The sequence below is a fragment of the Natronosporangium hydrolyticum genome, from assembly GCF_016925615.1.
GTDB classification, from domain to species: domain Bacteria; phylum Actinomycetota; class Actinomycetes; order Mycobacteriales; family Micromonosporaceae; genus Natronosporangium; species Natronosporangium hydrolyticum.
Map to the genome: position 1 here is coordinate 4,794,271 of NZ_CP070499.1, position 18,951 is coordinate 4,813,221.

The 18,951-nt window shown below is 71.6% G+C and carries 22 protein-coding genes and 2 pseudogenes; 10 read left to right on the plus strand and 14 right to left on the minus strand.

Annotation, left to right across the window (positions count from 1 at the left end; translation table 11 throughout):
• Positions 1-3: 3 nt before the first annotated feature.
• The 6 genes from JQS43_RS21505 to JQS43_RS21530 form a co-directional block, all read right to left on the minus strand.
• Positions 4-726, minus strand: coding sequence for a SigE family RNA polymerase sigma factor (locus JQS43_RS21505; protein ID WP_239676185.1), 723 nt, complete (start codon positions 724-726; stop codon positions 4-6).
• Positions 727-798: 72 nt separating this feature from the next.
• Positions 799-1,623, minus strand: a complete 825-nt coding sequence (locus JQS43_RS21510) for a PH domain-containing protein (protein ID WP_239676186.1) — start codon at positions 1,621-1,623, stop codon at positions 799-801.
• Between the two features lie 43 nt (positions 1,624-1,666).
• Entirely contained in the window at positions 1,667-1,825 is a 159-nt protein-coding gene (locus tag JQS43_RS21515) for a hypothetical protein (protein ID WP_239676187.1), read from the minus strand.
• A gap of 230 nt (positions 1,826-2,055) precedes the next feature.
• On the minus strand, positions 2,056-2,706 hold the full coding sequence (locus JQS43_RS21520; protein WP_338037135.1) for a DUF6758 family protein: 651 nt from the start codon (positions 2,704-2,706) through the stop codon (positions 2,056-2,058).
• A 92-nt stretch (positions 2,707-2,798) separates the two neighbouring features.
• Entirely contained in the window at positions 2,799-3,347 is a 549-nt protein-coding gene (locus JQS43_RS21525) for a TrmH family RNA methyltransferase (RefSeq protein WP_239679527.1), read from the minus strand.
• A 143-nt stretch (positions 3,348-3,490) separates the two neighbouring features.
• The gene (locus JQS43_RS21530) at positions 3,491-3,961 is read right to left on the minus strand and encodes a hypothetical protein (RefSeq protein ID WP_239676189.1); all 471 of its coding nucleotides are present in this window, start codon (positions 3,959-3,961) and stop codon (positions 3,491-3,493) included.
• A 489-nt stretch (positions 3,962-4,450) separates the two neighbouring features.
• On the opposite strand from JQS43_RS21530, the gene JQS43_RS21535 reads away from it, so the two are divergent.
• On the plus strand, positions 4,451-4,891 hold the full coding sequence (locus JQS43_RS21535) for a hypothetical protein (RefSeq protein ID WP_239676190.1): 441 nt from the start codon (positions 4,451-4,453) through the stop codon (positions 4,889-4,891).
• Complete coding sequence (locus JQS43_RS21540) at positions 4,879-5,853, plus strand: MFS transporter permease (RefSeq protein WP_338037136.1); 975 nt, start codon at positions 4,879-4,881, stop codon at positions 5,851-5,853. Before JQS43_RS21535 ends, JQS43_RS21540 begins: the two co-directional genes overlap by 13 nt.
• On the opposite strand, the pseudogene JQS43_RS21545 reads toward JQS43_RS21540, so the two are convergent.
• Positions 5,824-6,099, minus strand: a pseudogene (locus JQS43_RS21545) (thiol-disulfide oxidoreductase DCC family protein); the annotation flags it as partial. The gene JQS43_RS21540 and the pseudogene JQS43_RS21545 overlap by 30 nt on opposite strands.
• Positions 6,100-6,220: 121 nt before the next feature.
• Between JQS43_RS21545 and trxA the strand changes: the two are divergent.
• From trxA to JQS43_RS21565, 4 genes are all read left to right on the plus strand, one after another.
• Complete coding sequence (trxA, locus tag JQS43_RS21550) at positions 6,221-6,577, plus strand: thioredoxin (RefSeq protein ID WP_239676192.1); 357 nt, start codon at positions 6,221-6,223, stop codon at positions 6,575-6,577.
• A 26-nt stretch (positions 6,578-6,603) separates the two neighbouring features.
• Positions 6,604-7,644, plus strand: a complete 1,041-nt coding sequence (locus JQS43_RS21555; RefSeq protein WP_239676193.1) for an Rv2578c family radical SAM protein — start codon at positions 6,604-6,606, stop codon at positions 7,642-7,644.
• Between the two features lie 58 nt (positions 7,645-7,702).
• Entirely contained in the window at positions 7,703-8,176 is a 474-nt protein-coding gene (locus JQS43_RS21560; protein ID WP_239676194.1) for a DUF4190 domain-containing protein, read from the plus strand.
• A gap of 88 nt (positions 8,177-8,264) precedes the next feature.
• Positions 8,265-8,672 (plus strand): DUF4190 domain-containing protein, encoded by a 408-nt coding sequence (locus JQS43_RS21565; protein ID WP_239676195.1) that lies wholly within the window; start codon positions 8,265-8,267, stop codon positions 8,670-8,672.
• A 59-nt stretch (positions 8,673-8,731) separates the two neighbouring features.
• On the opposite strand, the gene JQS43_RS21570 is transcribed toward JQS43_RS21565, so the two are convergent.
• Positions 8,732-9,523 (minus strand): SDR family NAD(P)-dependent oxidoreductase, encoded by a 792-nt coding sequence (locus JQS43_RS21570; RefSeq protein ID WP_239676196.1) that lies wholly within the window; start codon positions 9,521-9,523, stop codon positions 8,732-8,734.
• Between the two features lie 118 nt (positions 9,524-9,641).
• On the opposite strand from JQS43_RS21570, the gene JQS43_RS21575 reads away from it, so the two are divergent.
• Together JQS43_RS21575 and JQS43_RS26215 are read left to right on the plus strand one after the other, a co-directional pair.
• On the plus strand, positions 9,642-10,169 hold the full coding sequence (locus JQS43_RS21575) for a DUF4190 domain-containing protein (protein WP_239676197.1): 528 nt from the start codon (positions 9,642-9,644) through the stop codon (positions 10,167-10,169).
• A gap of 265 nt (positions 10,170-10,434) precedes the next feature.
• Entirely contained in the window at positions 10,435-10,701 is a 267-nt protein-coding gene (locus JQS43_RS26215) for a DUF4190 domain-containing protein (protein WP_338037137.1), read from the plus strand.
• 26 nt (positions 10,702-10,727) lie between these two features.
• Here the strand turns inward: JQS43_RS26215 and JQS43_RS21585 are convergent, their stop codons facing one another.
• The gene (locus JQS43_RS21585; RefSeq protein ID WP_239676199.1) at positions 10,728-11,645 is read right to left on the minus strand and encodes a DMT family transporter; all 918 of its coding nucleotides are present in this window, start codon (positions 11,643-11,645) and stop codon (positions 10,728-10,730) included.
• 88 nt (positions 11,646-11,733) lie between these two features.
• On the opposite strand from JQS43_RS21585, the gene JQS43_RS21590 reads away from it, so the two are divergent.
• A complete protein-coding gene (locus JQS43_RS21590) occupies positions 11,734-12,225 on the plus strand; it encodes a hypothetical protein (RefSeq protein ID WP_239676200.1) in 492 nt (163 codons plus the stop codon).
• A 19-nt stretch (positions 12,226-12,244) separates the two neighbouring features.
• Here the strand turns inward: JQS43_RS21590 and JQS43_RS21595 are convergent, their stop codons facing one another.
• Together JQS43_RS21595 and JQS43_RS21600 are read right to left on the minus strand one after the other, a co-directional pair.
• Complete coding sequence (locus tag JQS43_RS21595; protein ID WP_239679528.1) at positions 12,245-13,189, minus strand: sensor histidine kinase; 945 nt, start codon at positions 13,187-13,189, stop codon at positions 12,245-12,247.
• Positions 13,190-13,191: 2 nt separating this feature from the next.
• Positions 13,192-14,082, minus strand: coding sequence for an MEDS domain-containing protein (locus JQS43_RS21600; RefSeq protein WP_239676201.1), 891 nt, complete (start codon positions 14,080-14,082; stop codon positions 13,192-13,194).
• A 144-nt stretch (positions 14,083-14,226) separates the two neighbouring features.
• Between JQS43_RS21600 and JQS43_RS21605 the strand changes: the two genes are divergently transcribed.
• The gene (locus tag JQS43_RS21605) at positions 14,227-15,375 is read left to right on the plus strand and encodes an Mrp/NBP35 family ATP-binding protein (RefSeq protein WP_239676202.1); all 1,149 of its coding nucleotides are present in this window, start codon (positions 14,227-14,229) and stop codon (positions 15,373-15,375) included.
• Positions 15,376-15,787: 412 nt separating this feature from the next.
• On the opposite strand, the pseudogene JQS43_RS21610 reads toward JQS43_RS21605, so the two are convergent.
• From JQS43_RS21610 to JQS43_RS21620, 3 genes and pseudogenes are all read right to left on the minus strand, one after another.
• A pseudogene (locus tag JQS43_RS21610) lies at positions 15,788-16,022 on the minus strand (twin-arginine translocase TatA/TatE family subunit); the annotation flags it as partial.
• 53 nt (positions 16,023-16,075) lie between these two features.
• Positions 16,076-17,380, minus strand: coding sequence for a S1C family serine protease (locus JQS43_RS21615; RefSeq protein WP_239676203.1), 1,305 nt, complete (start codon positions 17,378-17,380; stop codon positions 16,076-16,078).
• A gap of 72 nt (positions 17,381-17,452) precedes the next feature.
• Complete coding sequence (locus JQS43_RS21620) at positions 17,453-18,946, minus strand: leucyl aminopeptidase family protein (protein WP_420847612.1); 1,494 nt, start codon at positions 18,944-18,946, stop codon at positions 17,453-17,455.
• Positions 18,947-18,951 lie beyond the last annotated feature (5 nt).

Here is an 18,951-nt window from a genome sequence, read left to right on the forward strand (position 1 = left end):
CGGTCAACCCGCCCGGGACGCCGGAACCCGCGGCTCGGGTAGCGGCTCGGGCCGACCCCCGGCACTCCGCCGGGCCGGCTCCGGCTCGGCGGAGTCGACGGCGGCCCGGTCGGTAACCGACCCGACGGCAGCAGCCCGCTCGGCGGCGGGGCGACGCGGCACGGGTACGGGAGCCGGGGCGGGACCCGCCGGGGGCCTGGGCAGCGCGGTCCTCGCCGTTTCCGGTGCGAGACCGGCCTCGACCAGCCGTTTTCGGAGCGTGTTCAGCGCCCGGGCGGTCTGGCTCTTGACCGTGCCCGGCGCGATCTCCAACAACTCGGCGGTCTGTGCCTCGGAGAGGTCCTCGTAGTAGCGCAGCACCAGCACCGCCCGCTGCCGGGCGGGCAGGGTGCGTACCTGCTGCCAGATCGCGTCCCGGGCCAGCGCCTCCTCTAGCCGGTCCGGGCCGGGGCGTTCGGGCAACGTCTCGGTGGGCTTCTCACCGTGCCACCGGCGGCGCCACCAGCTGGTGGCGGTGTTGATCAGGACCCGCCGGGTATACGGCTCGACCGCCTCGATGCCCCCGAGTCGTTTCCATGCCAGGTAGGTCTTGGTCAGCGCGGTCTGGAGTAGATCTTCGGCCGTGGCCCAGTCGCCTGCGAGCAGATAGGCGGTACGCAGCAGGGCGGTGGAGCGGGCCGCGACGAACTCGCGGAACTCCTCCTCCATGCTGGACTGATTGGCCACCGACCGCCTCCATGCCGTTGGATTCGGCCAGCCTGACACAGACCACCCGGCTGGTCTACCGTTCCGCCCAGTTCATGGTCCACCGACCTTTTCCTCTTCCTCCGATTCGCTCTCGCCACCGCCCATTCGGGCCTCGACCGCCGCCGGTTCGTACATTTCCTCCACCACCCGCAGGTAGAGCTCGTTCGGGTTCGGCAGGTGCGGCACCTCCCGCAGCGCCTGATCCTGACCGGCAGACTCGATCACGAAGGTGCCGTAGTTCAGCACTCGGCCGAGCGGGGTCTGCTCGTACTTCATGTCGGTGACCCGCAGCAGCGGCATCATCGCGACGTTCCGGGTGATGATGCCGCTGACCTTCATCACCCGTTTGTTGGTCAGGATGAACCTGTCGAAGTGCCAGTCCGCCACCCGCCAGGCGACGTAGCCCATCACGCCGAGCCAGAGCACGATCATCACCCAGGTGAGCCAGGCGCCCTCATCCCATTGGAAGAGCAGCCCCGCGAGCCAGCCGCACGCAAAGGTCGACAGCACCCCGATCGTCATCGGCCAGAGCAGGTGGATGATGTGCCGCTTCCACTCGCCGCGATAGCGCTCGGTCGGAAACAGGTAGCGGGCCACCAGGTGGCTCGCTTCGTCCTCGAGCGGCAACACCCGTCGTACCGGGCTGGGGGCCGCTCCCGCCTCCTGCAGCGGTGCTAGCTCCTCCGGGTCGATCTGGGGCGGCTCGCCGAGCGGGTCGTCGAACTCGTCGTAGACCTCCGGGTTGGGCACCGAGACCCGGCCGAGCGCCTGCGTGTCGTCGTCGGCGCGCTGGTAGCGCTCGCTCGGCTGGTCAGCGTCGTCCGGCTCGTCGCCTGGCCCGCCCCCGGGCCAGCGGTCCGGCGGCTCGCGTCTCATGCCACCGCTCCCCCGTTGTCGGCGCCCTGCCGCGAGGGCTCAGTCAGGCGACCAGCTCCGAGACGAAGTCTCCGAAGCCCTGGGCCATGCTGAGCAGCCCGTTGCCGAGGGCGCGGACCACATCCGCGGCGTCCCGTGGGTTATATGCGATGAAAAGGATTAAAAATGCTAGGCCTCCCCATAACAGAATCTTCTTGACCATGGGTCGGCCTCCTCCCCACCGCACCGCTCGCGCTGTGGTATGCCAAGAATATCAGCGTCTGCTCCGGTCACACCGGGATTCAACAGCTATGTCCGGCACAGCCACCGGACAGCGCGCCAACCTTAGCGCTTGCCCACCAGCCCTACGCGGAGGCGCGCCGGGCGCGCCCACTCGCCAGCAGCCGCACCGGGCGATCAATCCGCGCCGAATCCGCCCGGGCGGGCCTCACCTCAGCCGAGCAGTCGGGCGCACGGCGCGCCGTAGACCAACTCCGGGGGTAACCAGTCGACCAGGTCGGCGAGGGCCAGATCGTCGGCGAGCAGGTAGCCGGCGGAGGCCGGCCAGGCCACCGCGACCAGCCAGATCCCGTTGGCCTCGCCCACGTACGCGCTGCGGTCCGCCGGCGCCGGCACCGACCACAGCGGCGTCGGGTGGCGTTCGGTCCGCACCTTGGCATGCGGTGGGCTGCCGGCCATCGCCTCGGCTAGCAAGGGGCCGGGATCCCGTTCGGTCAGCCCCGCGTACCGGCTGGCGAGCCCCACCCCGGGAGCCTCCGCCACCAGCAACAGGTCCGCCGGGCCGTCGAGCAGCGGGGCCGGCCCGCTGGCGGCCAGCACGGTCGCCCGCGCTCCGGCGCGGTCGTCGCCGGCCCAGCCCACGCCGGTGACGGTCCAGCCGGGGGGCAACGGCCACGGGCACCACAACGGCGGCGGTGGCTTCTCTCGAGTGATCTCGGTCACGGCGCCGCTGAGGACCTGGTCGTTGATGTGGTCCGGGACGTGCAGCGGCGGAACGGGACCACACTCCTCGCAACGCCAGTCGCTGCTCATCAGACCTGGCGGACGCACTTCCCCACCACAGCGGGGACACGTGACGGTCATGCCCACCCCCCAACCCTGCGACGGGGCTATCGCCGCCGTCAAGGGCCCAGCGGGCACGTTCGCCGATCCGGGGCGGGCGGTACGGAGCCTGGTCAGCCGGTCGGCGGTGGACCGGCGTGGGCACGGATCCACGCGTACATGGCGATACCCGACGCGACCCCGGCGTTGATCGAGCGGGTGGAGCCGTACTGGGCGATCGAGTAGAGCAGGTCGCACTCGGCCCGCGCCGCCGCCGAGAGTCCGGGGCCTTCCTGGCCGAAGAGCAACAGGCAGGCCCGGGGTAGCGGTTCGGTCTCCAGCGGCCGGCTGCCGGGCAGGTTGTCGATCCCGACCACCAGCAGCCCGGCCCCCCGCGCCCAGGTAAGCAACTCGTCGACCGAATCATGATGGCTCACGTGCTGGTAGCGGTCGGTCACCATGGCGCCCCGCCGGTTCCAGCGCCGCCGGCCCACGATATGCACCTGCCGCGCCAGAAACGCGTTCGCGTTGCGGACCACGGTGCCGATGTTCAGATCGTGCTGCCAGTTCTCGATCGCGACGTGAAAGTCGTGCCGCCGGGAGTCGAGATCGGCGACGATCGCCTCCCGCCGCCAGTAGCGGTACCGGTCGACGACGTTGCGCTGGTCGCCCGCGGCGAGCAGCTCGGGGTCGTACCGGTCGTCGCTGGGCCACTCACCCGGCCACGGCCCGACGCCGACCGGTGGACCCGGCCGCGTTGCCGGCTCTGTTGCTGCTCCCGGCTCAGCCGGTGGACCCGGCTCCGCCGACGGCTCGGCGGGCGGGCTCAAGACAGGACCGCACCGAGCTCGTCGAGGAACGATCGTTCCGCACCGCTGAGCTGCTCGCCGCCGAAGCCGAGCACGCCACCGGAGCGGGACGCAGCGCAGACCCGGACCGCCACCTGCTGCACCCAGTGCCGGTAGGCGGCCCCGTCGGCGGGATCGGCGTGGGCGCGCAGGATCTCCACCGCCCGGCGACAATCGTCAAGCAACGCGCCGCGCTGACCAGCCTGCTCGGCAGGGGCCGACTGCTCCAGGGCTCGCTCCTCTTCGGGCTCGGCGAAGATCGCCGCGACCACCGCCCGGACCAGATCCGAGTCAGAGCTGCGCCCGGCGGCGATCGCGTCGAGACCGGCGAGCCCCTCCGGAACGGTCCGCCGGTGCCCAGTCTCCGGCACCGAGATCGCCGCGATCATGATCTCCGCGGGGAGCCTCACCAGAGCGCGCCAGTCGGCGGGAGCGAATCCGCTCGCCACCCACCGGAGGGGGGCGCTGCTGGTCGGGCTTTTGGGGGTTGAGCTGGGACGGGGCATGGGGACAACCTCCTGCGCCCAGCATAGGACGAAAGCCGCCGAGGCGCAGTCACGGATTTGGGTGCGCCGCCGTGGACCGTCCGCCCGCTGGAAACCGATGGGGACGCGCGGGCCGGCTCGTTGCACCGTGCCCGCGCAAGCACGATACGGACCAACGCTGGTAGCCCACCGCCCCACCCGGGTGACCATGAGGTTAGGGGCCGCAAATGGCCCCGATCATGTACCTAGGTCCATGATCAACGCTGGGGGCCTGGGGGTGGAAAGCAATGAGCGGCGAGGCTCTTTGGCACCCGCCGCCCACGCTGTATGCAGGAAATTATCCAGGAATTCCCGGCCAAGCAAAAGAGGTGGAAAAGGAGACCCAGGTCACATTCGTTCGCCCGTCCGGGTGCGGCACAGATACCCCCGCGGTACCGGTACGGTACAAAACCGATGAAGACCGAGAGGCTGACCCGCCGTGGCCGCTGGCTCCGGCTCACCGCGACGGTGATCGCCGGCTGCCTACTACTCGCCGGCACGGTCTGGGGCGAGGACGACCACTTCCCGTTCGGTCCGTTCAAGATGTACGCCAGTGCGGTGGATCCGGACGCCCCGGCGCGCGACACCCGGGTCGAAGCGACCGACGAAACCGGTGCCGCGCTGCTGATCACCCCCGCCAACACCGGCATCCGGCGGGCCGAGTTCGAGGGCCAACTGGGCCGCTTCGCCGACGAGCCGGACCTACTCGCCACCGTCGCCGACGCGTACGAGCGGCGCAATCCCCAGTCCCCGCCGCTGCGGGAGATCCAGATCGTGGTCCGCTGGCACGAGGTGCAGGACTTCGAGGTCACCGGCGACTGGCAGGACGAGGTGGTGGCGACATGGCGGCCGTGACCCGCTGGCTGACCGCCCCGGTCCCGCTCGGGCGGGTGGCCGCCTTCCGGACCCTGGTCTACGTCTTCGTCATCGCCGACGTGCTGTTCTTCACCCACTGGGTCCGGGCACACGCGGCGATCCCCGGGGAGCTCTATCAGCCGCTGCTCGTGGGCCGGCTGCTGCCGCTGCCGACCCCGACCGCCGCGCTGGTCTACGGCGTGTTCGCCGGGTTGCTGGTCACCGCGGCGGTCGCCGCGACCGGGCGGTGGCCGCGGCTCACCGGCGCCCTGGTGGCGGTGCTCTATTTCCAGTGGATGATCATCGCGATGAGCTACGGGAAGGTGGACCACGACCGGTTCGCCTTCCTGATCGCGCTGGCGGTGCTGCCCACCATCGGCCGGGCCCGGCACGGTGACCGCACCCGCTCCGAAGCCACCGGCTGGGCGCTCCGGGTGGTTCAGCTGGCGGTGATCGCGACCTACTTCCTCGCGGCGTGGGCGAAGCTCCGCTACGGCGGGCTGGAGTGGATCACCAGCGCGACGCTCACGTGGGCGATCATCCGCCGCGGCACCTTCTTGGCGGAGTTGCTGCTGGCGCTGCCCTGGCTGCTGATCCTGGCGCAGCTCGGCATCGTGCTCTTCGAACTCCTCAGCCCGCTGGTGTTTGTGCTGCGGGAGCGCTGGCAGCTAAGGGTGGTCGGGTTCTTCTACTCGTTCCACCTAGTGACCTTCGCCATGATCACTATCTCGTTCCTGCCGCACCTGGTCGCTATGGCCAGCTTCCTGCCGCTGGAACGGGTCCGCCCGGTGGTGCGGACCCGCGCCTGGCTACGCCGCCGGCGAGGTGCTGCCACCCCGCTCGGCGCTGGGCAGCACGCAGGCGGCGGTGCCGCCGGGCATGCGGTGCCGGTTGCGGGCGATCAGCCGGTACGCCGGCCAGGCGAGGCTGAGCACGGGCCGCCGCGCGAGGAGTCCGCCTAGCCACCGCCACCGGCGGCCGCTGCTGCGAAGTAGCTCCGCGATCGCCGCCGGGCCGGAACGGACCGGCTGCCCCGGCGCCACCCACTGCACCGCCTCGTCGACCTCGGCGACGGTCAACCCGAGGGCGGTCAGATCGGCCCGTTGCCAGGGCACGATCGTGGCGGCGGTAGGCACCCGACGCTGGGCGAACTCCGCACTCCGGGTGCAGAATCCGCAGTCACCGTCGTACACGAATGTCGCGGTCATGACCTCATTGTCCCACCCGACGGCGGCAACGGCGAGCGCCCTCAGTCCGCGCCCGGTCGGAATACCCACGGTTACCGCACGGTTGGACCCAGCAGATGACCCGACGTGAATGGAGTGATCAATGGCCACCGTGCCGCTGACCGCCGAGACCTTCGACGAGGTCGCTGGTGGCGACGGAATCGTTCTGGTGGACTTCTGGGCCAGCTGGTGCGGCCCGTGCCGGCAGTTCGCGCCGATCTACGAACGCACCTCCGAGCAGCACCCGGACATCACCTTCGGCAAGGTAGACACCGAGGCGGAGCAGGCGCTGGCAGCGCAGTTCGAGATTCGCTCCATCCCGACCATCATGGCGATCCGCGACGGCGTGATCGTCTTCTCCCAGCCCGGTGCGCTGCCGCAACAGCTGCTCGACTCGTTGATCGAGCAGGTCCGGGCGCTCGACATGACCGAGGTGCGCGCCAAGCTCGCCGCCACCTGACCCCGAACGTGTGTACGATGGCGTAGATGCGTTGGTCGAATCTGCTGCGGGAGCCGGCCGAGGCCGGCCCCCCGCAGCTGCCGCTGGGGCTCCCGGCGGACGTGGTGCGCCGGGTCGACACCCCCGGCTTCGCCGGGATGACCTTCTACGAGATCCAGGCCAAGTCGATCATCAACCGGGTCCCCGGCGCTTCCCACGTTCCGTTCGACTGGACCATCAACCCTTACCGGGGCTGTAGCCACGCCTGTGTCTACTGTTTCGCCCGCAACACCCACACCTACCTCGACCTTGACCCCGGCGCAGACTTCGACCGGCAGGTGGTGGTGAAGGTCAACGCGCCCGAGCTGCTGCGGCGGGAGCTGGCCGCCCCCAGCTGGCGCGGCGCGGCCATCGCCATGGGCACCAACGTCGACTGTTATCAGCGCGCCGAGGGGCGCTACCAGCTGATGCGCGGGGTGATCGGGGCGCTGCGCGACTTCGCCAACCCGTTCTCCATCCTGACCAAGGGCACGCTGATCCTGCGCGACCTCGATCTGCTGCGGCAGGCGGCGACGGTCACCACGGTCGGGCTGGCGGTCTCGGTCGGCTCGGTGGACGAGCAGCTGTGGCGCACGGTCGAGCCTGGCACGCCGAGCCCGCGGCGGCGGCTGGAGGTGGTCCGGCGGCTCACCGATGCCGGATTCCGGGTGGGCGTGCTGATGGCGCCGATCCTGCCCGGGTTGACTGACGACCCGGCCCAGCTGGAGGAGACCGTCGCCGCGATCGCCGCGGCCGGGGCGGCCAGCCTTACGCCGCTGCCGCTGCATCTGCGGCCCGGCGCCCGCGAGTGGTATGGCCAGTGGCTCGCGCGCGAGCATCCGCAACTGGTCCAGCACTACCGCGACCTCTACGGCAAGGGTTCCTACGCGCCGCAGGCATACCAGCGAGAGGTCACCGCCCGGGTGCGGCAGGCCGCCCGCCGCCACGGCATCGGCCGCGACGACGATCCGCCGGCGGCTACGGCCGAGCATCGCCGAGTCGACCAGCCGGCGCCACCACCCCTCGTCCAGCAACCCACCCTGTGGTGATCATGGGCGACCGTGGTTGCGGGGCGACGGTAGGCTCCGCAGCCAGGAGGTGCTCCCGATGACAGACCCCACCCCGGACCCGGCCGGCTCGACCCCGGAGCCGGCAGCGGCAGACGCGCCAGCGGCAGCGCCCACCGAGGCACCACAGCCGGCGCGGGCCACCGGCGCCGAGCTGACGCCGGCGACGGCCGCGGCCCCACCACCCGGTCATCCCCCACCCGGCTACGATCCCGCTCCCGGCCAGCCGCCACCGCCGTACCCCTATCCCTACGCCGTCTATCCGCCGCCGCGGCCGACCAGCACCATGGCGATCCTGGCGCTGGTGTTCGGCGTCGTCTTCGCGCCGGTCGGGATCGTCCTCGGTCACGTGGCCCGCCGGCAGATCCGTGAGCGCGGGGAGGACGGCGACACGCTGGCGCTGGTGGGGCTCATCATCGGCTACGTCCAGACCGGGCTTCTGGTGCTGTTCTGCGTCGGCTACGCCGTGTTCTTCGTCCTCTTCATGGGCATTATGGCCAGCTCCACCTGGTGATCCCAGCACCGGCTGCCCGCTTCGCGCCCGCTTGCTCCGTCGCGCCCGGCCGGCACGGTAACGTACCCGATCAGGAGGTATAACGATCATGAGTAACCAACCGCCCGATCCGTATGGGCAACCACCCGAGCCTGGCCAGCAGCCCCCGCACGACCCGTACGCGGGAGCCGGGGACCAGTCGGGCTACCAGCAGCAGCAGCCCGGCGGATATCCGCCGCCACCGCCGGTCGGTGGGTATCAACCCCCGGCCGGGGGCGGCACCAACACGTTGGCGATCGTGTCGCTGGTGTGCTCGCTCGCGGGCCTGCTCATCTGGATCTCCGCCCCGGTGGGCGCGATCCTGGGGCACATCTCCCGCAAGCAGATCCGGGAGCGCGGTGAAGAAGGCGACGGCCTGGCCCTCACCGGTGTGATCGTGGGCTGGATCATCACCGGACTGGGCATCCTGGCGTGCTGCGGGCTCCTCGGGCTCGCCATCGCGGCCGAGTCTGCCTGACCATCCGTTGGCGGGGTTGACCCCACCGGCAGGCTCGGCCGCGATGGCTGCTCGACCGGTTAGATATAGATCGCTTCCCGGACGCTGTTACCGCCGTCGATCACCAGCACTTGGCCGGTGATGTAAGAGGCCGCCGGTGAGCACAGGAAAGCGATCGCCGCCGCCACCTCGTCGGGCCGTCCCGGGCGACCCATCGGGGTGCTGATGCCCTGTTTGAGTTCGGCGACGGTGGAGGCGGCAGTGTAGATGGAGGCGGGCGCGACCGCGTTCGCGGTGACCCCGTCGGCCACCAACTCCATCGCCAACGCCCGGGTCAACCCTGCCACCCCCGCCTTCGCCGCCGCGTATGCGCCCTCGGCGGGCAGTGCGTTCACGGGGCCGGCGGTCGCCGACAGGTTGACGATCCGCCCCCAGCCACGCTCCGCCATCTGCGGGGCGAATGCTCGACTACATAGGAACGCGGTCGTCAGGTTCCGGTCCACCTCAGCCTGCCACTCGGCGAGGCTCAGCTGCGCGATCGGGCGCAGCACCTCCGGGCTCGCCTTGCTCGCCAATCCCGCATTGTTGACCAGCACTTCCACCTCGCCGAGCTGGTCGGAGACGGCATCGTTGAGCGCCCCCACTTCGGACTCATCGGTCAGGTCCGCGACGAACCCGGTCGCACCGAGTTCAGCTGCTCGCTCGTGAATGCGGCGGGTCGTGGAGACGATGCCCACCCGGGCTCCCAGACCGACCAGCCTCCGGGCGGTGGCGTAGCCGATCCCCTCCGGGCTGCCGGTACCGGTCACCAGCGCCACCCGACCGTCCAGACGGTCGGTCACTGGTGGCAGGTCTTCTTCGTGGTCGCTCATGTGGCTGATCCTGCCTGGTGCGTAGGGCCCGGGCAACGACCGCGGGCTGGTTGCGTCGGTCCGCTACCCTAGGCTGGCGCCACCCCTCAGCAGTTTCGGCCCCTTTGGAGAACGGGCAATGTCACAACCTTCGTCCGGCGACTGGTCGGACCCGTACCACCCGCAACCCGGTTCGGGCTCGGTCCACGAGCAGCCGACCCAGATGGGTTACCCCACCGCCGACCCCTACCAGCCAGCGGGCTCGGCCGAGCAACAGCAGAGCTTCGGGTCACCGCCGCCCGGTTACAACCCCCCGCCGGGCTACAGCCCCCCGCCGGGCTACAGCCCGCCGCCCGGCTACAGCCCGCCGCCCGGCCAGCCGTACGCTACCGCCCCCGCTCCGTACCAGCCACGGTCGACCAACGGCATGGCTATCGCGTCGCTCGTGTGCTCGCTGGCCGGGCTGATGGTGTGCCTGTCCGCACCGGTCGGGGCGATCCTCGGCCATATCGCCCGCAAGCAGATCCGGGAGCGCGGCGAGGAGGGCGACGGGATGGCCCTCGCCGGCATCGTCATCGGCTGGATCCTGACCGGGCTGTGCGGGCTCGGCGTCGCCGGCTACATCACCGTTATCGCGATCGCGATCTCTCAGGAGGGGTCACTCTGATCCTGTCCGGGCACGCCGGCCACGGGTGCGGGGCGTCATGAGCTACCCCGATCCCGCGGGCGGCTGGCGCGATCCCACGGCCGGGCCGCCTCCGCAGCCTTATCCCGGCCCGCCGCCGGGATATCCCACGGGCCCCCCGGCTGCGGCATACCCCCCTGGTTATCCGCCCGGCTACGGGCACCAGCCGGGCTACGGCTACCCGCCTGCTGGCTACGGCTACCCGCCGCCCGGCTATGGGTATGTCCCGCCGCCGAAGACCAACGCTATGGCGGTCACCTCGATGTCGCTGTCGTTGGCAGGGGCAGTCCTCCTGGTCTGCCTCTCGTTCTGCTTCATTTTCCTCAGTGTGATCGTGCTACCGATCGCGATCGTCGGCGCGATCCTCGGGCACGTCGGGTTGAAACAGTGCCGAGAGCGCGGCGAGGGCGGCCGGGGCATGGCCCTCACCGGGGTGATCGTGGGGTGGATCGGTGCCGGCCTCTCGGTGCTGCTGCTGCTCGCGGCCATCCTGTTCTTCACCACGTCCTTCTAGACCGCGTCCTTCTAGACCGCGTCCTCCTAGACTATCGCCCGCGCCTGCGGCGGAGGCGCCTGGTAGCCGGCGCGGATCACCACCGCCACCCCGATCACCAGCAGCGTCAGGCCCGGCCAGGTCGCCGGTTCCGGCAACTGCCCCAGCCACCACCAGCCGAGCAGCGTCGCGCCCGGCACCTCGAGCAAGATCAGAACGCTTACCGTCGGGGCGGAGACCCGCCGGAGGGCGTAGCTGAACATCGAGTGACCCAGCAGCTGGGCCCCGAGCACCAACCCACCGATCGCCAGCCAAGCCGTGGCCGGGTAACCGGTGAGCGGAACCCCGCCGGCCAGGCACACCGCCAGCAGCACCACGGTGCACGAGCTGTAGCACACGGTGGTGTAGCTCAGCGTGCTGACGGTCGCCCGGACCCGCTCCCCGGCCGCCGTATAGACCGCTCCCGCCACCGCGCCGAGCAGGGCCAGCCCGTCCCCCGCCACCGCCCGCAGCGACCCGGCAAGGTCGGCGCCGGTGGTGGCCACCGCACCGGCGACCGCGAGACTGATCCCCCACCACATGGCCCGCGGCAGCTGCCGGCCCTGTGCCCGGGCGATCAGCCCTTGCCAGACCGGCTGGGTGGCGACCAGCGCGGTCGCCGCCGCCACGGTGGTCATCCGTACGCTCGGCACCCACGCCCCGAAGTGCGCCGCGAGCGCCACCCCGGCGACGATGCTGACCCGACCCTCCGGTCCGGTCAACAGCGTGCGCAGCTCCCGCCGCGGCGTCGGCAACGCAGTCGCGACCGGCGCCAGTACCGCCACCGCCAACGCGTTTCGCCAGTACGCGACCGCCAGGGCGGGGGCGGCCGCGTAGGCGATCAGCGGGGCTGAGGAAGAGACTCCGACCACCGCGACGAACAGCGCGGCGATCGTCAATGGCGGCGCCGTGCGCAGGGAGGACACGGCTGTCGAGCCTAACCGCCGGGCCGGGCGGCCGACCCGGGCGGCCGTCGGTACGCCGCCGCCGGTGCGACGCCGATACCATGGCCGGATGGGGCAGCCGCTGATCGACGAGGCGATGCGGAAGGCCGCGGTGGCCTGGGTCGAGGTCGCCGACCAGCCCGCCCGGTTGGTCTGGTGTGTGCCGGTGACGGGGTCGCTGTGGCTGGTCACCGGCCCGGGCGAGCAGCAGTTGCCGGGGCTGGCCGGCGCGGACCGGGCGGTGGTCACGCTGCGCGGCAGCCACGGCGGCCGGGTCGTCAGCTGGCCGGCGGCGGTGCGGCGGCTCGACCCCGCTGGCGAACGCTGGGCTGAGCTGGCGCCGCAGCTGGCTGGCAAGCGACTCAACGCCAGCGGCGACGCCGCGAGCCTGGTGGCCCGATGGGCCGCCGAGTGCGAGGTCTATGAGTTCGCGCCGGCGGAGGGTCCGGTCGCTGCGGCCGGCAGCTTGCCCGACACCTCGTTGGCCGAACCGCCCCGGGAGTCGCCGGCCCGACGGGCGGTCCGGACTCCCTTCCGGCTCCATCGGGTACGCCGCCGTTGACCCGTGGCCGCCGGGTGAGTCACCACCGCAGCCGCGGCGCCCCTTCCCCCGGCCCGATCAGCACCCGGATGGTGGTGCGACCTGGTCGGGTGTGGATCCGGACCAGATCGCAGAGCTGGTTGACGACGTAGAGACCCCGCCCGGCCAACGCCTCCGCGCCCGGCGGGAGCCGCCCGGCGAGCGGGTCGCCGATGTGGCCGTGGTCGTCCAACTGGCAGACGAGGTGGTCCGCCTCGGTCCAGCAGGCCAGCGTCCCCGGGCCGCCATCATGATCGAGCGTATTGCTGGCCAGCTCGTTCGCCGCGATGATCGCGTCGGCGATCCGGGCCGCCGGCAGCCCCGCCTTCTCGCCTTGCTCGGCGACGAACTGCCGAAGGCCCGCCAGCTGGGCGATGGCGACCGGGAACGTGACTGCGTCGGCCGGCGGCGCCGACAACGGCAGGTTGCACTCCTCCGCCACGGTGAACGGGTCGGCGTACTGGGTGCTGGGGTGACTCCCCTCCGGGGAGAAGACCACCGGGTGGGTGCGCTCCGCGTCAGTTATCGCGGTGGGCGGCAGCGACTCGGCATCATACGGACACCGCATGATCGCTTCAGTCTCCGCTGCCGCGACGTTGGCCAGCGCCTCATGCTGGACACAGGCTGGATACTCCAGATCGGAGCGGCCGGGCCAGGTCGCCTCGCTGATCATCCAGACCCGGCGACCAGCGTGGGCGTGCACGAACGCGAGCAGCACCGCCGGTAAGATCCGGCCCGGATTCCGGCCGGCCCGCACCAGGTCCACCAGGTGCAGCTGGCTGACCGTGGTGCCCAGCGCCGCCCGCAGCCGGGACAGATTCGCCGGCTGCGTCGCCGCCAGCACTGGTTCGTCCTGCGCGAGCCCCTTCTCGATGAAGGGCACCGTGGCGGCGAGAAACTCGTCCCGGCCACGGTAGAAGAACGCCTCATGGACGAAGGATTCCATGGTCACGTAGCTCCGGTGTCGGAGAAGCTCACGGTAAGCCCCGGGGCGCCGGGCTCGACCGCCGCGATGCTCTGGGCGAGCACCGGCTGGCAACAACGAAGGTGGACCCCTGCCGGGGCGGTCGCCGCGGCCTCCACCAGCAACCCCACCCCCCGCGCATCGACAAAGCGCAACGCCCCGGCATCGATCACCAACGCCGTTGGCCGCGGGTCTGCCCGCTGCTCGGCGACCGCCGCCCGCAACACGCCGGTGAACGCATCATAGTTACTGATGTCCACCTCGCCGACCAACCGGAGGCCGGGCGGGTTCTCGGTCCTGGTCATCCGCAGCAGCGGCGACCACCGCTGGTCGGTCTCGGACCAGGTCGTGCCAAAGTGCGCAGCGCCCACCCGGCGCAGGGCCGTCGCGGGGAACTGGCGCCGGTCGTACTGGCACAGCCCGACCGCGTGCCCCTGGGCGAACAGCGCGTTCGCCCGGACCTCGAACTCGGCGAGCGCCTCGGTGGTCACCGCCGAGTCGCTCGCCCAGGCCATGTCGCCGATGATCCGGACCCCGGCGTACCCCTCGCGGTCGGACCGGGCGATCTCGGTGGCGTAGGCGTCGAGTAGCTGATCGGCAGAGAAGTCGCCGGCCGCGGTGAATGCCGTGGCGGAGCTCTGGGCCTGCAGCTGGCCGGTGCGAGCGGGCTCCGCAACCCTCACCCCCCGGGCACGCAGCCCCGCGAGCACCGCCGCCGGCGCCAACGAGGCTGTGCTGTAGACCACCTTGTGCCCGTGCTCCAATCCGGCAGAGACGAACCTGGCCATTGCGTCGAGGCGTTCACCTTCGCCCTGAAACGTCCAGCATACGTGGTCCCCGAGGGCGAGTCGGTCCACGGTCGTCGGGTGTGCCATCACGCGCCCCCTACCGACTGGCCGAGCCGTGGGCGACCTGCCCGACGCGCGGCAGTCGTTCCCGATCGTCGCACTTGCGCCAGGGGTACGTCCACTCATCGGGCGCGCCGGTGCTCGGCGGAGCACGCACGTACCATGGGCAATATGGCTGCCGAAGCGACCACCATGACCGACGCGGTGCAGGCTGCCCTGGCCACGGTTGACGACCCGGAGATCAAGAAGCCGGTTACCGAGCTCGGGATGGTCCGGGATGTCACCATCGGGGAGGGCGGCGAGGTCCAGGTCGAGCTATTGCTCACCGTGGCCGGTTGCCCACTCAAAGACAAGCTGCGCAACGACATCACCACCGCCGTAGGCCGGGTCGCCGGGGTCACCGCGGTCTCGGTCGAGTTCGGCGTCATGTCCTCCGAACAACGCCAGGAGCTGCAACAACGCCTCCGCGGCGGCAGCGGCGGGGGAGAGCCGGTGATCCCGTTCGCGCAGCCCGGCTCTCGCACCCGGGTGTACGCGGTCGCCTCCGGCAAGGGGGGCGTCGGGAAGTCGAGCGTGACCGTCAACCTCGCGGCGGCCCTGGCCCAGCGGGGCCTCTCGGTCGGCGTGATCGACGCCGACATCTACGGTCACAGCGTCCCCCGGATGCTCGGGGCGACCGGCCGCCCGACCCAGGTCGAAGACATGATCATGCCGGTGCCCGCCCACGGCATCAAGGTCATCTCGATCGGCATGTTCACCGCCAACAACGCCGCAGTGGTGTGGCGCGGCCCGATGCTGCACCGGGCACTGCAGCAGTTCCTCGCCGATGTCTGGTGGGGCGAGCTGGACGTGCTGCTGCTGGACCTCCCCCCGGGCACCGGCGACATCGCGATCTCGGTAGCGCAGCTGCTCCCCAACGCGGAGATCCTCGTGGTCACCACGCCGCAGGTAGCGGCGGCGGAGGTCGCCGAGCGGGCCGGCGGCATCGCGCTGCAGACTCATCAGCGGTTGGTCGGAGTCGTCGAAAACATGTCGTGGCTGGAGCTACCCTCCGGCGAGCGGATGGAGGTGTTCGGCGCCGGTGGCGGGCAGGCCGTCTCGGACTCGCTGACCACACTGGTGGGCGGGCCGGTGCCACTGCTCGGCCAGGTGCCGCTGGACACCGCGGTCCGGGAGACCGGTGACGAGGGCAATCCGCTCGTCCTCACCTCGCCGGACAGCCCGGCCGCCAAAGCTCTGATCACCATCGCCGATCAGCTGGCGGTGCGCCGGGAGTCGCTCGCCGGCAAACCGTTGGGTCTGCAGCCCACGCCCCGCTGACGCTGGCCTCCGCCCGGCGGGGCTCGCTAGCTGATGCCCCGCTTGCTGATGCCCCGCTTGCTGATGCCCGGCTAAGTGATGTCGTCGAACCGGGGGCGCCCGGCCGGCGGGGCGGCGTCGGCGCCACCGCTCTCGGCCGCCCGCTCCGTGGGCTCGCCGGCCCCGGCCGCGCCCGCCGCGACCGCACCGGTCGCACCCGCCACCGCCGCGCTGCCGTCGCCGGTGGCGCTCGCGGCCTCGCCGCCACGCCGTTGCTTCGCCCCGTTGCCGCGACGCGCCCCGGTCGCGCCCTTTACCTCGCCAGCGACCTGGTCGGCCTGCCGGCCGACCTCTTTGAGTTCGTCCTGGATGCCCTTGGTCTGCTGCAACACGTCCTCGGAGATGCCCTTGATGGGCTGCAGCAGCTTCTCCTGGTCGGCCTCGCTGAGCAGATGCTTACGGACGAACGCCTTGGGGTGAAGGTCTTCGACCCGGATGTCGGTGCCGAGTTCCCGGCTCAGGTCGGAGGTCGCGTTCTGCGCCATCCGGCGAAGGTTCCGCACCATCCGCAGGCCGTCGGTGATCATCTGCGGTAGCTTGTCACCGAAGATGAACAGGGCCAACAGCAGCAGAATCGCGACGTTATACCAGTTGAGGTTAGAGAACACGCTCTCCTCCTTGCAGCCGGCCGGGCGGGCGCCCCACTAGCGTAGCTGGCGGGTCAGTCGCCGTCGGCGACGAGCGTCACGGCGGCCTGGGCAGGGGCGCCGCCGCGTAGATACTCGACGGTGACCACCGCACCCGGCGGATGCTTGCGAACCAGCGCGATCAGGTCGGCAGGCTCGGCGAGCTGCCGGTCCTGCATCCGTACCAGAACATCACCGGCCTGTAGCCCGGCCTCGGCCGCGGGCCCGTCGTCGACCACCGCGGAGAGCCGAACACCGCCCCCGGCGGAGCGGCTCACCCGGTCGAGCTCCGCGCCGATGACCGTCCGGCGCGCGGTGCCGGTGTCGATCAACTCCTGGGCCACCCGTTGGGCGTGGCTGATCGGGATGGCGAAGGCGAGACCGATGTTCGCCGCCTCCTCCGCCGACGACGCCACTGATTTGATCACGGAGTTCATGCCGACGACCTGGCCAGCCGCGTCCACCAGCGGGCCGCCGGAGTTGCCCTGGTTGACCGCGGCGTCGGTCTGGATCGCGGCGTAATACCGGGTCTCATCGCCCGGGTCACCCGCGACGATAGTGCGGTCCACCGCGCTGACGATGCCCGAGGTCACGGTGTTGGCCAACGCCAGCGGCGAGCCGAATGCGAGCACCTGATCACCGACGGCCACCGTCTCGGAGTCGCCGAACCGGACCGATGGCGCGGCGAGCTGCGGCACATGCAGGACGGCGATGTCGGCCTCGGCATCGCGGCCGACCACGTCGGCGGTCACCGTCTCGCCGTCGTGCCGGGTGACGGTCGGCGGCACTCCGCCGGCCCCGAGCACGTGGTCGTTGGTGAGCACGTGCCCATCGGAGGAGACGACGAAGCCGGAGCCGACCGTGCCGCCACCGCGGCCGGTGGAGCGGACCGTCACCACGCTCGGGGCGACCTGATCCACCACCGCGGCGAGGCTCTCGGGCGGCCGTTGGGCCACCGCCGCCGGATCGGCCTCCGGACCGGCTCCCAGCACCGTGCCCGGCGCCTGCCCGGCACCGAACCGGTACCCGAGGGTGCCGCCCATGGCGCCGGCGACCAGGCCGACCAGCAGGGCGGTGACCAGCACCACCGGCACCAGCCGGAGCCGGCCGCCGGTGGCCGCGGTCGGATCGGCTACCGGCTCCAGCTCCGGCAGGTCGGGCGCGGACGGCGCCGCCACCACGATCTCGGTCGGGGTGGCGGGGTTGCGCCATGGGTCGTGCTGGCCGTCAGACCACCAGAAGTCGGCCGACCGAGCCGGGATGGTCGCCCCCGGCTCGGTCGGGGGCGGCCCCGGCGGGACGGCCCTCGACGGTCCGGTCCAGGGTGCGCCGTCGCTCACCGATCCAGCATGACATGGGTAGCCGAGGAGAATTCGGATAATCTACTAAGATCGTGCAGATTGCCCAGCGGCTTACTCCTCGGGTATGGCCACATCAGAGCCCAGCCAGCGCAACAGCGTGCGTACTCCCCAGCCGGTGGCGCCCCGGCTCAACTCGCCGTCGTCCCGCTCCGCCCAGGACGGCGCGGACATGTCGATATGTGCCCAGCGGGACCGGGCAGCACCGGTGAACTCACGAAGGTAGAGCGCGGCCAGCACCGACCCCGCGCCACCCTCCGGAGCGTTATTGAGGTCGGCCAGGTCGCTACCGAGTGCGTCGATGTAATCCTCGACCAGCGGCATCCGCCACACTCGCTCGCCAGCGCCGGCCGCCGCCGCCGCCAACTCACCGGCGAGATCGGCGTCCTCGCTGTAGAGGGCGCCGGTGCGCTTCCCGAGCGCCACCGCGTTCGCACCGGTGAGGGTGGCGAGATCGACCAGCCGATCCGGCCGCAGCCGGGTCGCCGCATACGCCAACGCATCCGCGAGCACCAGCCGCCCCTCCGCGTCGGTGTTGCGGACCTCACTGGTCTTGCCGCCCCAGTGCCGGATCACATCGCCGGGCCGTTGCGCCGCTCCGCCGACCATGTTTTCGGCCAGCGGCACCAGCGCGGTCACCCGCACCGGGAGCCGGAGCCGGGCCGCCCCGAGCGCGGCGGCGGCAACCGCCGCCCCACCGGCCATGTCCTTGCGCATCAGTTTCATGGCGGCGGCCGGCTTGAGCGAGATCCCGCCGGTGTCGAAGGTGATGCCCTTGCCGACCAGCGCCACGTGCTGACCGGCGCCGCGCGGCCGCCAGGAGACCTCCAGCAGCCGGGGTGGATTCACCGACCCGGCGCCGACCGCCAGAATCCCGCCGAAACCGTCGCGCCGCAGCTCCGCCACCTCTCGGGCACGCACCTTCAGCTGGCTCGCCGGCCCGGCCTTGGCCGCCAGCTTCGTCACCTGCCGGACGAACCACGCCGGGGTCTTCTGCGCAGCGGGAGCGTTGGTCAGATCCCGCGCGAAAGCGGTGACCTCCGCCACCGCCTGGGCGGTCGCCAGCGCCGCCTGGTAGCGGCCCGGGTCGTCGACCTGGATCGCGACCCGACGCAGCTGCGGCGCCTGGCCCGGGGGGTCGGCGCCGAGCCGGTACCGGTAGGAGGCGAGCAGCAGCCCTTCGGCCAGTCCGCGCACCGCGGGCGCACCGACCTCCGCTGGGAGGGACACGGTCAGCGCGGTCTCCCGGCTGGCCGCCCGGGCGAGCGCGGCGCCAGCGGCCCGCCAGTCACCCTCGGCGCCGCCGCCCACCCCGACCAGCAGCACCCGATGCGGTTTTCCGAGCGGCCGGGGCAGGGAGGAGACCGACCCGGCACCGCCCCGATGCGGTGCCTGCTTCACCATCGCCGCGCACTCAACGGCCAGCTGCTCGGGGACCGGGCGGGCGGGGGCGACCAGCGTTGCCGGCGCCCCCTCCGCACCCGGCGCCACCGGCAGCGCGAGCGAAGCGGCCGGCGCCGCGCCGGCCGCAAGTCGAACTACAAGCACGAGGC

Bases quoted from the DNA above. Each gene is read 5' to 3' on its own strand.
- JQS43_RS21510 (WP_239676186.1), bottom strand. From the start codon at position 1,623: ATGAGACGCGAGCCGCCGGACCGCTGGCCCGGGGGCGGGCCAGGCGAC.
- JQS43_RS21515 (WP_239676187.1), bottom strand. From the start codon at position 1,825: ATGGTCAAGAAGATTCTGTTATGGGGAGGCCTAGCATTTTTAATCCTT.
- JQS43_RS21520 (WP_338037135.1), bottom strand. From the start codon at position 2,706: ATGACCGTCACGTGTCCCCGCTGTGGTGGGGAAGTGCGTCCGCCAGGT.
- JQS43_RS21535 (WP_239676190.1), top strand. From the start codon at position 4,451: ATGAAGACCGAGAGGCTGACCCGCCGTGGCCGCTGGCTCCGGCTCACC.
- JQS43_RS21540 (WP_338037136.1), top strand. From the start codon at position 4,879: ATGGCGGCCGTGACCCGCTGGCTGACCGCCCCGGTCCCGCTCGGGCGG.
- trxA (WP_239676192.1), top strand. From the start codon at position 6,221: ATGGCCACCGTGCCGCTGACCGCCGAGACCTTCGACGAGGTCGCTGGT.
- JQS43_RS21555 (WP_239676193.1), top strand. From the start codon at position 6,604: ATGCGTTGGTCGAATCTGCTGCGGGAGCCGGCCGAGGCCGGCCCCCCG.
- JQS43_RS21560 (WP_239676194.1), top strand. From the start codon at position 7,703: ATGACAGACCCCACCCCGGACCCGGCCGGCTCGACCCCGGAGCCGGCA.
- JQS43_RS21565 (WP_239676195.1), top strand. From the start codon at position 8,265: ATGAGTAACCAACCGCCCGATCCGTATGGGCAACCACCCGAGCCTGGC.
- JQS43_RS21570 (WP_239676196.1), bottom strand. From the start codon at position 9,523: ATGAGCGACCACGAAGAAGACCTGCCACCAGTGACCGACCGTCTGGAC.
- JQS43_RS21575 (WP_239676197.1), top strand. From the start codon at position 9,642: ATGTCACAACCTTCGTCCGGCGACTGGTCGGACCCGTACCACCCGCAA.
- JQS43_RS26215 (WP_338037137.1), top strand. From the start codon at position 10,435: ATGGCGGTCACCTCGATGTCGCTGTCGTTGGCAGGGGCAGTCCTCCTG.
- JQS43_RS21590 (WP_239676200.1), top strand. From the start codon at position 11,734: ATGGGGCAGCCGCTGATCGACGAGGCGATGCGGAAGGCCGCGGTGGCC.
- JQS43_RS21595 (WP_239679528.1), bottom strand. From the start codon at position 13,189: ATGGAATCCTTCGTCCATGAGGCGTTCTTCTACCGTGGCCGGGACGAG.
- JQS43_RS21600 (WP_239676201.1), bottom strand. From the start codon at position 14,082: ATGGCACACCCGACGACCGTGGACCGACTCGCCCTCGGGGACCACGTA.
- JQS43_RS21605 (WP_239676202.1), top strand. From the start codon at position 14,227: ATGGCTGCCGAAGCGACCACCATGACCGACGCGGTGCAGGCTGCCCTG.